Source organism: Rhizobium sp. SJZ105 (assembly GCF_007828365.1).
GTDB lineage: Bacteria > Pseudomonadota > Alphaproteobacteria > Rhizobiales > Rhizobiaceae > Agrobacterium > Agrobacterium tumefaciens.
The window spans coordinates 76,288-90,066 of sequence record NZ_VIUP01000004.1 but is presented as its reverse complement, the minus strand read 5'-3'; the positions used below and the strand labels follow the sequence as shown (position 1 = coordinate 90,066).

The following is a 13,779-nucleotide window of genomic DNA, read 5'->3' as shown; positions in this document are numbered from 1 at the left end:
ATCAGGCGGCCAGCATCTGTTCGATCTTTTCGCGGTTGAGGCCCTTTTCGCCTATGACGACGAGGCGGCTGCGGCGCTCTTCACCGGCCGCCCAGGGACGGTCATAATAATGGTTGACGCGGCTACCGACTGCCTGCACCTGCAGGCGCATCGGCTTGGTGGATACTTCGACGAAACCTTTGATGCGCAGAACATTTTCCGCAGCCGCCGTCTCGGCGATACGAGCCGCCAGCGCTTCCGGATCGGTCACGGCCGGCAGGTCGATGACGAAGCTGTCGAAATCGTCATGTTCGTGGTCGAGTTCACCATCGTGATGGGTGCGGCGGTTTTCGATATCCTCTTCAACCGCAAGACCGAGGCCGATCAGCACGGCCGGATCGATGACGCCATTCGAGGCGACGACGATCTTTGCGGCCCGCGGCAAATGCTCGAGAATATGAGCCTTCGCCTTTTCCAGACCGGCGCTATCGAGCAGATCCGCCTTGGTCAGCACGATAAGATCGGCACAGGCGATCTGGTCCTCAAAAACCTCTTCGACCGGATCGTCGTGATCTAGGGCTTCGTCATTTGCGCGCTGGGCGGCAAGGGCTTCCATGTCATGCGCCACCTGACCCTCGGAAAGGGCAGCGCCATCCACAACAGCCACAACAGCGTCAACCGTCACGCGGCTCTTGATGGCCGGCCATTGAAATGCCTGCACAAGCGGCTTGGGCAGGGCAAGGCCGGAGGTCTCGATGAGGATATGCTCCACCTTCGGCTGGCGGCTCAGAATCTGCTCGATGGCCGGCTGGAAATCATCCGCCACCGTGCAGCAGATGCAGCCATTGGCCAGCTCAACGATGTTTTCCTCCGGGCAGCTCTCAATGCCGCATCCCTTTAGGATATCCCCATCGATGCCGATATCACCGAATTCGTTGACGATGATGGCAAGCCGCTTGCCATCAAGCTTTTCGAGGAGACCGCGCAGCAGCGTGGTTTTTCCAGCCCCCAGAAAGCCAGTGACGATGGTGCAGGGAACGCGGTCCAGAAGGGTGCTCATGATCTCTCCTCGGTAAAATCGAATGGGGGAATGCGCGCCACCATGCCGCGCTTCAATGTGTCGGGGCGGCCGCGCCAGGGCATCAGGCCATCTGGGGAGGCGGCCAGCATTTGCGCGCCCGTGAGCAGGTCTTCCGCGTCGTTGGGCGTCAGCCCGCCGAATACATAGGACCAGCCATCGGCACCGCGCAGCACGGCACTGAGGCCGCGTTTGCAATTGGCAAGGCAATTGACGGAGCGAACATCGATGCCGGAGTCACGCGCTTTTGCGATGGCAGCTTCCGCAAGGATGGTGCCGGGGCGCGGCTCCGCATTGGGATCGGTGTCGTCGCGACAGCTTCGGCAGACAAAAACGACCACGCCAGAAGCTGTGTTGGCTTCCATTGTCCCGTCCGCACAAGAAGATGTTGTGGTAATATCCAAACCGTTCCGCTTTCCGCGCCTTTAAACTCATCGGGGTGCGGATGTCGAAAACAGCGCACTGAAAAGCGCGGCTGCAAATCAATTCGACCGGCTGACCGGAGCACCCCGCCCGGGAGACGTTTTTTCCTGAAACGGCAGGTCTCCTGGCTTGCGGCTTTAAAACACCCTGCACCACCTTCCCGGGCCAATTTTATGGTCCAGTGGCTTCATAGTGCGGGCTTACCGCTTACAGTTGCGGGGGCAGCCACGGAATGACCCGTTATGGGGTGGAACCGTGTTCCCTCTTAGCTTTTCCCGTTGCCGGGAAAAGACCGTCAGTGCCTTACCCTTAGGCTGAACGGGCGTGACGGTCAATGCTGCCGGCTTGTCGATTGCCGGGTGCGGCAAATTGAGTATAGTCGCCGCTCCGAATGGCGGGGCATACGGTCCCGCGCCGCTGGACGAGAAGGAAAACGCGATGACACGCGATATCAGCGACAGCGAAGCCGAACGCCACCGGCAGAAAATGGTCAACCGCAAGACGGTTCAGGATGCCGAAGTCGCGGAAAAGACGATCGAAAAAGGTCTGCTGATGATCAATACCGGCCCTGGCAAAGGCAAATCCACGGCCGCTTTCGGCCTTGCTTTGCGCATGCTCGGCACCGGGCGGCGGGTCGGCGTCGTGCAATTCATCAAGGGCGCATGGTCGACGGGTGAACAGCAGGCCCTGACTTTGTTCGGCGACAGGGTGGAATGCCGCACCATGGGCGAGGGGTTTACCTGGGACACGCAGGACCTGAAGCGCGATGTCGCGGCAGCTACAAAGGCCTGGGAGGAAGCGAAAGCACTGATGGCCGACGAAACGATCGGATTGCTGGTTCTCGACGAACTGAACATTGCGCTCCGCTATGATTACCTGCCGCTGGAAGAGGTCGTCGAAACGCTTTCCAACCGTAGATCCGATCTGCATGTCATCGTTACCGGCCGCAACGCCAAACAGCCGTTGATCGACGCTGCCGACATGGTGACGGAAATGACCCTCGTCAAACATCACTTCAAGGCGGGCGTAAAGGCGCAGGCCGGGATAGAATACTGACATGACTGCACGTGTGCTGATGTTTCAGGGAACCGGCTCGGATGTCGGCAAATCGCTGATGGTTGCTGGCCTTGCCCGCGCCTTCGTCAGGCGTGGCCTGTCCGTCATGCCGTTCAAGCCGCAGAACATGTCGAACAATGCGGCGGTCACTGCCGATGGCGGCGAGATCGGTCGCGCGCAGGCGATGCAGGCGCGGGCAGCAGGCGTTCCGCTGTCGGTTCACATGAACCCGGTGCTTTTAAAGCCGCAGAGCGAAACCGGCGCACAGGTCGTCGTACAGGGTAAAATTGTCGGCAATGCCAAGGCTGCCGATTATCAGCACATGAAAGCCGGGCTGATGCCGCGTGTGCTGGAGAGCTTCGAGCACCTGAAACAACAGGCCGATCTGGTGCTGGTGGAAGGGGCGGGAAGTGCTTCCGAAATCAACCTCCGCGCTAACGACATCGCCAATATGGGTTTTGCCCGCGCCGCAGATGCTCCCGTGATCCTGATCGGCGATATCGACCGGGGCGGGGTCATCGCCAGCCTCGTGGGCACAAAAACTGTTCTCGAACGTGATGATGCCGCGATGATAGAGGGCTTCATCGTGAACCGCTTTCGCGGTGACCCTACGCTGTTTTCAGACGGCATGCGGATGATCGCGGAAAAGACCGGCTGGGCGTCCATCGGGCTATTGCCGCATTTTTCCGATGCTGCGAAATTGCCAGCGGAGGACGCCCTTGGGCTTACCGGCCCGGCGCAACAAAAGCCCGGCGCGAAAATCCGCATTGCCGTGCCGATCCTGCCGCATATCTCCAATTTCGACGATCTGGATCCGCTCGACATGGAGCCGGATGTGGAACTGATCCGAGTGCGGCAGGGCGAGACCATTCCCGCCGATTGCCGGCTGGTTCTGCTCTGCGGTTCGAAATCCACCATAGCTGATCTCGCCGTGCTGAAAAATGCAGGCCTCGACATCGACATCAAGGCACATGTGCGCCGCGGCGGTTATGTTCTCGGTCTCTGCGGCGGATACCAGATGCTTGGAAAAACCGTTGCCGACCCTGACGGCATCGAAGGACCACCAATGACGGTCGAGGGGTTGGGCCTGCTGGATGTGACGACGGTTTTGACGGGCGACAAGAGGCTCGTTTCCGTGCAGGGACAGAGTTTCGACGGAATTCCATTATCCGGCTATGAAATGCATGTTGGCGAGACGACGGGTGCTGCGTGCAACCTGCCATTTTCGACCATTGACGGGCATGCCGATGGCGCAATTTCGCCCGATGGCCGCATCTTAGGCACCTATATCCACGGCCTGTTTGCGGATGACCGCCAACGCGGGGCGTGGCTTGAGCGGCTTGGTGGGCAGGGCACTGAATTGAACTATGATGCGCAGGTGGATGCCGTTCTTGATCGCCTGGCGGCCCATATGGAGAACCACCTCGATCTCGACAGACTGCTTTCTATAGCGCGATAAGGATTGCCAGCAATCCGAACAGCGCGATCAGCAAGAAGTCTGCGATCCTCGCCAGCCTGAGCGCTGTGCGAATATCGCCAGCAACCAGTGTCGCTCTTCCGCCTTCGCCCATGAAACGAGCCTCGATCATCTGCCCGCCATAGGAGCGCGGCCCGGCCAGCGCAAAGCCCAGTGCCCCGGCCAATGCCGCCTCCGGCCAGCCGGCATTGGGAGAGCGGTGATGCCGCGCATCGCGGCGTATCGCGGCAATTGCCCCTTTCGGTGATGCACCCTTCACGAAAAACGCGGCGACCACGAAAAGACCGCCGCTCAGTCTCGATGCCGGCAAATTGACCAGATCGTCCAGCCGGGCCGACGCCCAACCAAAGGCCTCATGGCGTGGCGAGCGATGACCGATCATGCTGTCGGCCGTGTTGATTGCCTTATAACCCGCACCGCCTGGCAGCCCCAGAAGACCAAGCCAGAGGGAAGGGGCGACAATGCCGTCAGAGAAATTTTCAGCCAGGCTTTCAATCGCCGCCCGGCAGATTGCCGCCTCATCCAGCGCCTGCGGATCGCGCCCGACGATCATGGAGACAGCTTTGCGCCCACCGTCAATCCCCTCGCGTTCCAGCGCAATGGCGACGGCCTCCACATGCTGTTCCAGACTTTTTTGGGCCGGAAGTGACGCCCCAAGCACCGCAACAAGCAACAGACCAAGGGGCAATAAAAGCAGAATAGATTGCACTAACCATGCAACAAGCACCGTCAGCGCCAGAAAAACGGAAAGCGCCACGATGCCTGCCGCCTTGCGCTGTGAAAATGAAGCACTCTCCCGGTTCCATTTTTTGTCCAGCAGCGCGATAAGCGAACCGATCCAGGTGACGGGATGACCGATGCGTTTGAACAGCCAGTCCGGATATCCAGTCAGGCGTTCGATCAAGAGCGACAGAAAAGCGAGAGCGAAGAACATGGGCGATAAGGTACCGGAAAAAGCGCAGGCTGCGATCCGTCACGGCGGCAATCTCGGCAAGGCGCGCCTGATGTTTCCTGAAGCGCCGGAACCGTGGATCGACCTGTCGACCGGGATCAATCCGCACTCCTACCCGCATTCTCCCGTTCCCGCCAGCGCATTTGCCCGCCTGCCGGAGCCTGACGCGGCCGAAGAATTGAAAAGGCTGGCCGTCGCCTCTTTCGGCGCACCATCAGCCGGGCATGTGGCTCTGTCCCCCGGCACCCAGATGCTGATGCCATTGCTGGCTCAGCTGGCACTCGAACGCGGAGCGAAAAGCGGAGCCGTGCTCTCCCCCGCTTATGCCGAACATGCCCGAACCGCGCGCATGGCCGGACTGACCGTGACCGAGGTAGACCATATCAGTGATCTGTCAGCGTACGACTATGCGGTGGTGGTCAATCCCAACAACCCCGATGGTCGCATCACGGATCGAGAAGCTTTGTTGTCGCTGGCCGAGGCGATGCGCCGCAAAGGCGGCCTGCTCGTCGTAGACGAGGCCTTTATCGAGACAGGACATACGGAAAGTCTTGCAAATGTCGCAGGGCGCGACGCGCTGGTGGTACTGCGATCCTTCGGCAAGTTCTATGGCATGGCAGGGGTCCGGCTCGGTTTTGCGCTTGCGCATCCCGACATCGCTGCGGAACTGGAGGCAAGGCTTGGCCCCTGGGCAGTATCCGGGCCGGCGCTCAATATCGCGACGCAGGCTTTGGCGGATAGGGAATGGCAATCAGCCATGCGCCTCCGGCTTGCGGCAGAAGCACAGCGTATGAGTGAATTGCTGGAAAAAGTGGGCCTGAAGATTGCCGGCGGTACGCCCCTGTTTACCCTGGTGCGGGACCACCGGGCCAAAGAACTGTTCGATCACCTTGGCCGGCACGGCATTCTGGTGCGCATTTTTGATGAAAGGCCGAACGACATGCGTTTCGGCCTTCCCGGCAGCGAAGCGGAGTGGCAGCGCCTCACGGAAGCGCTGTTATCCTTCAATCATCCCTTGAACGTGTAGGTCGCAATCGAATCCGGCTTCATTTCAATGGAGAAACCGGGCAGCTTTGGCGGCATGTACGCGGCATTGCGAATATCGCAGGGTTCGATGAAATGCTCGTGCAGATGGTCGACATATTCGATCACGCGGCCTTCCTTGGTGCCGGAAACCACGAGATAGTCGATCATCGACAGATGCTGCACATATTCGCAAAGGCCGACGCCACCGGCATGCGGCCAGACCGGCAAATTGTATTTGGCAGCAATCAACAAAACCGCCAGCACCTCGTTAAGACCACCCATGCGGCAGCTGTCGATCTGCACGACGTCGATTGCACCTTCGGCGATGAACTGCTTGAACATGATACGGTTCTGGCACATTTCGCCGGTTGCCACCTTCACGGAGCCGATGGCTGCACGGATCTTGCGATGGCCGGCGACATCGTCCGGGCTGGTCGGCTCTTCAATGAAGAAGGGCTTGGCGAAGGCAAGTTGCTTGACCCATTCAATCGCCTGATCCACTTCCCACACCTGGTTGGCGTCGATCATCAGATAACGGTCGGGGCCGATCACCTCGCGGGCGATGGTGAGGCGGCGGATATCGTCTTCGAGATCACGGCCAACCTTCATCTTTACATGGTTGAAACCGGCATCGATCGCTTCCTGGCAAAGGCGGCGCAGCTTGGCGTCGTCATAACCGAGCCAGCCGGCTGATGTGGTGTAGCAGGCGTAGCCTTCGTTCTTCAGCGTCTCGATACGTTCCTTTTTGCCGCTTTCGGCTTTTTTGAGGATCGCAAGCGCATCGTCCTTCGTCAGCACGTCAGTCAGATAGCGGTAATCGACGATATCGGCGATTTCTTCCGGGCTCATGTCGGCAACAAGCTGCCAGACGGGTTTGCCCGCCTTTTTGGCCAGCAAATCCCAGACAGCATTGACGACAGCGCCGGTAGCGAGATGCATCGCGCCCTTGTCCGGGCCGATCCAGCGCAGCTGGCTATCACCAGTCAGGTGGCGCCAGTATTTGCCGGGGTTCTCGGTGACCGTCGCCAGATCGGTTCCCACCACCAGATGGCGCATCGCCTTGATGGCCATGCAGCAAATCTCATTGCCGCGGCCAATGGTGAAGGTCAGCCCGTGGCCTTTCAGTTCCGGTTCATCGGTGTCGAGAATGACGTAAGCCGCCGAATAATCCGGGTCGGGGTTCATCGCATCCGAACCATCAAGGCTCTGGGAGGTCGGAAAACGCAGGTCGAAAACTCGCAGATCAGTAATTTTGGTCATGGCCGTTCACTCGCGGTCAGTGTCAAAGGAAATCGTTCAGTCGTGGTGGAAGGTTTCTTCCATCATTGCCCACCACTCGCCTTCCTTGCGGCTTTCGAGTGGTTGCTGGCAGGGAATGGTGAAAGACCACCATTCCTGGTTCTTTGGGCTTGCCGCCATCTTCGCCATATCGGCGCTGAAATCGGTGCCGTTATATTCCCAATATCCGAACAGCAGATTTTCCGGTTCGCGCAGGAAGATCGTGTAGTTGCGGATGTTGCAATCGCTGATGAGCGCCAGAATTTCGGGCCAGACGGCGGCGTGCAGTCTTCTATATTCCGCAATCATGTCCGGTTTGACGCCGATGACCATTCCCATGCGCTGCATACAAAACTCCGTTATTGCTTGATGGTGGCGAGCGCCGCACGCAGTTTCTGCTGCGGCACGTTTAACCCCAAACGTTCCGCCGCAGCGATGACCGGGACAAAACGACGGCGTTTCTTTTCATCGTGATTGCCTGAAATGTCCGCGAGCCGGTGGGCGAGAAAGGGGTTCAGGAAACGCTCCCGCACCGCACGGATATAGGATTGCGCTTCTTCTCCCATGCCTTCTGCGGCAAAGACCGGCAGAACCTCGTCCCGCCAGAGCGTTTCCAGATCTCCCGAAAGCGCATCGTCGGCCATTGCCTGCCGCACGGTCTCGTTTTTCGCACGGGCATCCCGCAACCATCGCTCCGCCAGATAGGAATGGCCAAGATTGAGCAGGAACAGCTTCAGCTTTTCATAGTGGTCGAGATCATCAGTCAGCACCACCGCAGGGTGGGTGCAGGGCAGAACAAGGCCCTCCTGCTTCTCGATTGCCCAAAGCGCATAGGGCTCGGCAACTGCGCCAACCGGATCGATCGGCTCGGAAACGATGCGGTCTACAAGGCTGTTGGCAAAACGGCATTTCTCATTCAGGTAGAAGCCGAAACCCGCCGGCAGCTGCCATTCGTCGGCAAGCTGGCGAACAACCTCTTTCAACCGGTCGCCGTTGCGCGGAACAAGCTCGCAAGGAAAGATCGATACAGGGGCTTCCGGATTGGTCTGAAAACGTTCCAGCAGCAACAGGCAGAGCTTTGCCGGAAAACTCTTTGGTACAAGCGTGAAGTCGTCGGCAAGACCCGGCCCGTCGAACGAATCCAGCTCATAACCGCGGTCACCCGTATTGGACAGAATGACCCTTGCCCCGCAGGCGATGCTCCGCACCTCGGCCCAGTCGGCCGCCGCCGTCAGCGCGCGCGCGACAGCCTTACCTGGAATTTCCTCATCCACCTCTTGCCCGTCGCGAATGCCGCGAATGCGCACCGGATAGGGCGCGCCATCGTTCAATGCTGCCACACGCTTCAGGCTCTCCGCATTGCCGGTCGTCTGGACGATTGCGATGCGCCCGAGAGCCTCGCCTTTTTCCAGCGCCTGCGAAATGAACAAATCCGCATGGGCCAGAAGAAAGCGGCTGGTACCGAATTGCAGGATGGGTGTGTCGGTCGTCATGCGACCTCCACCATGCCCTTGATGACTCCGGCTTTCGGATCAGTCAGCCCGGCGAATTTGGAAGGCACCTCGGCAAGTGTCATGCGGTGAGTGATGAGTGCCTCCGGTACCTTGCCTTCCCGCAGCGCCTGCAACACCCGCTCGAAATCCTCCGGCGTGGCATTGCGGCTGCCGAGCAGCGTGGTTTCGCGCTTGTGAAACTCCGGATCGTTGAAGGAGATATCGCTGGCAACGATGGAAACCAGCACATAGGAACCACCGTGGCCGACGAAGGAAAAGCCGCGCTCCATGGCTTTAGGATTACCGGTCGCATCAAAAACGGCATCGAAGAAATCGCCGCCGGTGATATCCGACAGGCGATCCTTGTCGCCCTCGCCAAGCGTCACCGTATGGGCAACGCCGAGATGGTCCTTGCAGAAATCCAGCCGGTCGGTGCGCCCGTCAATCATCGTCACCTCACCGCCATCGAGAACGGCGAAAACCGCAACCGCCATGCCGATCGGACCGGCACCGACGATCAGGACCTTCTGACCCTTTTCCACCGACCCACGACGCACGGCATGCGCGCCAATCGCCAGAAATTCGGTCATTGCCGCCTGATCGAGGCTCAAGCCCTCCGCCTTCAGCACGAATTGCTGCGGAACGCTCAGATATTCGACCATGCCGCCATCGCGATGAACGCCAAGCACACCGATGTTGCGGCAGCAATTGCTCTTTCCTTTACGGCAGGCGCTGCACTCACCACAGGAAATATAGGGTATGACGGTAACGACATCGCCCGCCGAAAGATGGCTGCCTTCCGGCGCCTCTTCCACCGTGCCGGAAAGCTCGTGGCCCATGATGCGCGGATAGGAAAGATAGGGCTGATTACCGGTGAAAATATGCAGGTCCGTGCCGCAGACACCAATGCGACGAATACGCACCAGCACTTCACCTTCGCCACGGGCCGGCTTTGGTAGTTCCTTGGGGACAAGTTGACCGGGGGTCTCGCAGAAAATCGCCAGCATGCATCACCTGTTGGGAAGGGAATAAAAACGAACGGCGTTGCCGCCAAAGACGGCCGCATGCTCGTGCTCAGGCACGATTTCGCGGCAGAAGTCCAGCCATTCCTGATAGTCGCCAGCCAGCCGCAATACCGGCCAGTCGCTGCCGAAGATCACGCGTTCGCCGCCGAACAGTTCCAGAATGGTTTCGGCATAGGGCCTGACGGCTTCCGGTCTCTGCTCGCCACGCTCGGTCAAAAGGCCGGACAGCTTGCAATGGAGGTTGGGAAGGGTCGCCAAAGCTGCCATGTCCCTGCGCCAGTCGCGATATTGGCCCGTGGCGATAAGCGGCTTCGCGCCGTGATCGATGACAACAGGCAATTGCGGATGGCGGCGCGCGAAGGCGAGAAGATGCGACAGATGCGGCGGCAGGACCAGCGCATCGAACACCAGTGCATGTTTCACCAGCGCATCCACAGCGGCATCGAGCGCGGGATCGTCGATCCAGGTCACATCATCCATGCCTTGCAGCATCGGCCGTACGCCCTTGAAGGCCGGATGTTTTGCCCGCCGAGCGATTTCCGCCGCAGCATCCGCGGACTTCATGTCCACCCAGCCGACAACGCCCTTGATGAAATCGGTGCTTCCAGCCAGATCGAGCATGAAATCCGTATCGGCCGCACTTTCCATCGTCTGCACCAGCACCGTTCCGGAAACTCCGGCCTTTGCCAGCAGAGGAGACAGATCCTGCGGAAGAAAATCCCGGTAGATGGCAGCCAGAGACGGTGGCGGCCATTGCCCGGCACGATCCTTCATCAGCCAGAAATGCTGGTGGGCATCGATGATCATCGCTTCAGGCCTTTGTGCCAGGCACAGGTGCGCCTTCGGAAATCAGGCCACGCTTTTGCAGCTCCGACCAGAATTCGTCCGGAACAACCTGTTCGAACCATTCGATGTTTGCGGCAAGTTGCTGCGCATTGCGCGCGCCGGATACGACCGTGACCGAAGCCGGATGCCCGAGCGGAAACTGCAGCGCAGCCGCCTGCAAAGAAACACCAACGTCGTCACAAACGCCCTGAAGCGCATCCACCCGCGTGATGATGTCGGCAGGCGCATCGGCATAGTTGAATTTGCGGTTGCCTGCCAGAATGCCTGAATTGAAAGCACCGGCGACCACGATCGCAACGCCGGTTTCCGCGCAGCGGTTCATGAAGGCAAGGCTCTGCTGCTCCAGAAGCGTATAACGGCCGGCAAGCATGGCAACGTCGATGTCGAAAACATCCATGGCGTCGCCGACGATTTCCCACTCGTTGACGCCGAGGCCGATAGCACCCGTCGACCCTTCCTCGCGCAGCTTGCCAAGTGCCCGGAAGCCGCCGCCGGTGGTCAGCTGCTCCCAGTAGTGCTGGTGCTTTTCGCCATGCGTGAAAGAGCCGATATCGTGCACATAGAGAATATCCGGCTTCAGAACGCCGAGCCGCTGCTGGCTCGCTTCGAAGGAGCGTAGAATACCGTCATAGGAATAATCATAGACCGGCCGGAAAGGCAGCGGCGCAATATAGGCGTCCTCTTCCGGGCCCACAGTTTCATCGGGAACCATGACGCGACCGACCTTGGTGGAGAGGGTGTATTCGCTTCGGTCATGCTCCGTCACCATGGTTCCAAGACGACGCTCCGAACGCGTGTAACCGTAAAAAGGTGCGGTATCGAAATAGCGAATGCCGCTTTCCCATGCCTTGTCAAACGCGCCTTTGGATTCCTCGTAGGGCGTAACGCGGTAGAGATTACCCATCTGCGCGCAACCAAGGCCCATGACCGTGACTTCAACGGCACGGCGCGGCAATTTACGTGTATCGGAGACTTTCATCGCAAGGGCTTCCTGAATTTTTCGGTAGAGCGGATGTTGAAAACCGTATGCGGTATTGACTGAAATCCCGCTTCTGAAATTTGTGAGGCGCGCCGCTCAAAGAGCGGCGCGCCGTCATGCCTTAATAAAGAACGTTCTTGGCTTCCGGCTTCTCGATATTGTCCTTGGTGACAACAACAACGCCGGTGTCGACGAACTTTTCGACCTTTTCCTTGCTGATGAGCTTGGAAACGGTCTGGATGCCCTTTTCGCCCATCTGATACGAACCCTGAACGACGATGCCGGCCAGCGTGCCGTCCTTGACGAAGCCCTGAAGGTCCTGGTTACCGTCAAAGCCGATGCCGACAACCTTGCCTGCCTTACCGGCCTGGGCGAGCGCGCGGCCTACGCCGATTGCGGTGGGTTCGTTGGCGCCGAAGATGCCCTTGAGATCGGAATTGGCGGCCAGAACGTCGGTTGTCTGGTTCAGCGCCGTCGCCATCTGCGACTGCGAATAGAACGGACCTACGATCTTAAGGTTGGAATGCATCTGGATATAGTCGGTGAAACCGCCAACGCGTCCGATTTCCGAACCGGCACCGGCGACGTAGGACATCACGGCGATCTTGCCTTCCTTGCCAACCTTGTCGATCAGCGCCTGAGCAGCCAGTTCGCCGGCTTTCTTGTTATCGGTCGCCAGGAAGGACTGATAATATTGCTCGGAACCCTTGGCGAGCTGTGAGTCGATCAGAACCACGGGAATGCGGGCTTCCCAGGCTTTCTTGACAGCCGGAACCAGCGCATCAGGATCGGAAGGAGCAAGAACGATACCCGAAACCTTACGGTTTACAGCGTTTTCAACCATGTTGACCTGATCGGCGATGGCCGATTCAGAAGCCGGACCCTGGAAGGTCATGGTGTTGCCGGCAGAGTCCTTCATCGCCGCATCGGCGCCCTTCTGAACGTTCTGCCAGAAGGTGGAGTTGACGGTCTTGACGATGACGGCGATTTCGCCGGCCTGCACGGTGGAGACGCTCCACAGCGCGATTGCGGATGTCAGAAGGGCGGTCGTAAGCTTGTTCATTTCTTCCTCCGTGATGTCGGCATACCGGGCCTCCCGTGCCGATCTTGTTTGCGGATAGGGTCCGCAGCCCTGTATCAGCGGCGGTTGCGCAGCTGGTCGATCCAGACGGTGACCAGAATGACAAGACCGATGATGATCTGTTGCGTGAAGGCGGACACGCCATTCATATTGAGCCCGTTGCGCAGGATGCCGATGACGAAGGCGCCGATTGCCGTGCCTGAAATCGTGCCCACGCCGCCGATGAGCGATGTGCCGCCGATAACGGCGCTGGCAATGGCGTCCAGCTCATACATCACGCCCTCATTCGGCTGGGCTGTGACGAGGCGCGACATCAGCACGCAACCGGTCAACCCGGCGAGCGTACCGGACAGGATGTAGGTGAAATTGGTGACGCGTGCGACGTTTACGCCGGACAGACGCGCAGCATCCGCATTCGAACCGACGGCATAGATGTGACGGCCAAGGATGGAGCGGTTGAGCATGAAGGAAACAGCCAGCGCAATCACCACCATGAGGATGACGGGGTAGGGAATGCCCGGAAACACCACGTTCGGAAAACCGTCATCCCCAATATTGACGATGCGGAAGAGGGCGCCGTTGCCGAGTTCACCGAAGGATTCGCCGAGGCCGGAAACCGCTCGCGCGCCGGTGATCTGCAGTGCCACACCACGGGCGATCAGCATCATGCCGAGTGTCGCGATAAACGGTGGCAGCTTGAAGCGCGTGACCATGAGGCCATTGATGAGACCGCAAAGCGACCCCGTCAGAATGCCAAGCAGCATGCCGACCGGCACCGGCATACCCAACTCCTTCACCGCAAGCGCGGCAACGACGCCGGCCAGAGCAAGCACCGAACCAACGGAAAGATCAATGCCGCCGGTGATGATGACGCAGGTCGCACCAATGCCGAGAAGGGCAATGGAGGTCACCTGAAGCGCAATGGTCATGGCATTGTTGACGGAGAAGAAGGCGCTGCTGGTGGCGGAAAACACCATAACCAGCACAACGAGACTGCCAAGAGCCGCAAACTTCTGGATGATGTCCTTCTGGCGGTCGCTGAAAGCGAAGCTCTTCTTGGGTTCTGCAATATTAGCCATGTCGTTC

At 59.2% G+C, this 13,779-nt stretch carries 14 protein-coding genes and 1 riboswitch; of the genes, 3 read left to right on the top strand and 11 right to left on the bottom strand.

Features of this window, described 5'->3' with window-relative positions; genetic code table 11:
- Position 1: 1 nt before the first annotated feature.
- On the bottom strand, positions 2-1,039 hold the full coding sequence (gene cobW, locus FB593_RS15335) for a cobalamin biosynthesis protein CobW (protein ID WP_111799167.1): 1,038 nt from the start codon (positions 1,037-1,039) through the stop codon (positions 2-4).
- The gene (locus FB593_RS15330; protein WP_162760831.1) at positions 1,036-1,422 is read right to left on the bottom strand and encodes a DUF1636 family protein; all 387 of its coding nucleotides are present in this window, start codon (positions 1,420-1,422) and stop codon (positions 1,036-1,038) included. The genes cobW and FB593_RS15330 overlap by 4 nt, the downstream gene beginning before the upstream one ends.
- A gap of 154 nt (positions 1,423-1,576) precedes the next feature.
- Positions 1,577-1,792: riboswitch (cobalamin riboswitch) on the bottom strand.
- Between the two features lie 126 nt (positions 1,793-1,918).
- Between FB593_RS15330 and cobO the strand changes: the two genes are divergently transcribed.
- The gene (cobO, locus tag FB593_RS15325) at positions 1,919-2,536 is read left to right on the top strand and encodes a cob(I)yrinic acid a,c-diamide adenosyltransferase (protein ID WP_113473339.1); all 618 of its coding nucleotides are present in this window, start codon (positions 1,919-1,921) and stop codon (positions 2,534-2,536) included.
- Position 2,537: 1 nt separating this feature from the next.
- On the top strand, positions 2,538-3,995 hold the full coding sequence (locus FB593_RS15320) for a cobyric acid synthase (protein WP_113473340.1): 1,458 nt from the start codon (positions 2,538-2,540) through the stop codon (positions 3,993-3,995).
- On the opposite strand, the gene cbiB is transcribed toward FB593_RS15320, so the two are convergent.
- The gene (gene cbiB, locus FB593_RS15315; protein ID WP_111782527.1) at positions 3,982-4,947 is read right to left on the bottom strand and encodes an adenosylcobinamide-phosphate synthase CbiB; all 966 of its coding nucleotides are present in this window, start codon (positions 4,945-4,947) and stop codon (positions 3,982-3,984) included. The genes FB593_RS15320 and cbiB overlap by 14 nt on opposite strands.
- Between cbiB and cobD the strand changes: the two genes are divergently transcribed.
- Positions 4,946-5,992, top strand: coding sequence for a threonine-phosphate decarboxylase CobD (gene cobD, locus FB593_RS15310; RefSeq protein ID WP_111782526.1), 1,047 nt, complete (start codon positions 4,946-4,948; stop codon positions 5,990-5,992). The two genes, cbiB and cobD, sit on opposite strands and share 2 nt — an antisense overlap.
- Here the strand turns inward: cobD and FB593_RS15305 are convergent.
- The 8 genes from FB593_RS15305 to FB593_RS15270 form a co-directional block, all read right to left on the bottom strand.
- Positions 5,974-7,251, bottom strand: a complete 1,278-nt coding sequence (locus FB593_RS15305; protein ID WP_003516405.1) for an L-fuconate dehydratase — start codon at positions 7,249-7,251, stop codon at positions 5,974-5,976. The two genes, cobD and FB593_RS15305, sit on opposite strands and share 19 nt — an antisense overlap.
- A gap of 36 nt (positions 7,252-7,287) precedes the next feature.
- Positions 7,288-7,617 carry an L-rhamnose mutarotase gene (locus FB593_RS15300; protein WP_145166733.1) on the bottom strand — a complete coding sequence of 110 codons (330 nt, stop codon included), beginning with the start codon at positions 7,615-7,617 and terminating at the stop codon, positions 7,288-7,290.
- A gap of 11 nt (positions 7,618-7,628) precedes the next feature.
- Positions 7,629-8,762 (bottom strand): mannitol dehydrogenase family protein, encoded by a 1,134-nt coding sequence (locus FB593_RS15295; RefSeq protein WP_145166732.1) that lies wholly within the window; start codon positions 8,760-8,762, stop codon positions 7,629-7,631.
- Complete coding sequence (locus FB593_RS15290; protein ID WP_019565963.1) at positions 8,759-9,769, bottom strand: zinc-binding alcohol dehydrogenase family protein; 1,011 nt, start codon at positions 9,767-9,769, stop codon at positions 8,759-8,761. Before FB593_RS15290 ends, FB593_RS15295 begins: the two co-directional genes overlap by 4 nt.
- Positions 9,770-9,772: 3 nt before the next feature.
- Positions 9,773-10,594, bottom strand: coding sequence for an amidohydrolase family protein (locus FB593_RS15285; RefSeq protein WP_145166731.1), 822 nt, complete (start codon positions 10,592-10,594; stop codon positions 9,773-9,775).
- A gap of 4 nt (positions 10,595-10,598) precedes the next feature.
- Positions 10,599-11,612: an aldo/keto reductase gene (locus tag FB593_RS15280; RefSeq protein WP_038492598.1), complete on the bottom strand. Its 1,014-nt coding sequence runs from the start codon at positions 11,610-11,612 to the stop codon at positions 10,599-10,601.
- 121 nt (positions 11,613-11,733) lie between these two features.
- On the bottom strand, positions 11,734-12,675 hold the full coding sequence (locus tag FB593_RS15275; RefSeq protein ID WP_003516397.1) for an ABC transporter substrate-binding protein: 942 nt from the start codon (positions 12,673-12,675) through the stop codon (positions 11,734-11,736).
- Between the two features lie 74 nt (positions 12,676-12,749).
- Positions 12,750-13,772 carry an ABC transporter permease gene (locus FB593_RS15270; protein ID WP_003516396.1) on the bottom strand — a complete coding sequence of 341 codons (1,023 nt, stop codon included), beginning with the start codon at positions 13,770-13,772 and terminating at the stop codon, positions 12,750-12,752.
- Positions 13,773-13,779 lie beyond the last annotated feature (7 nt).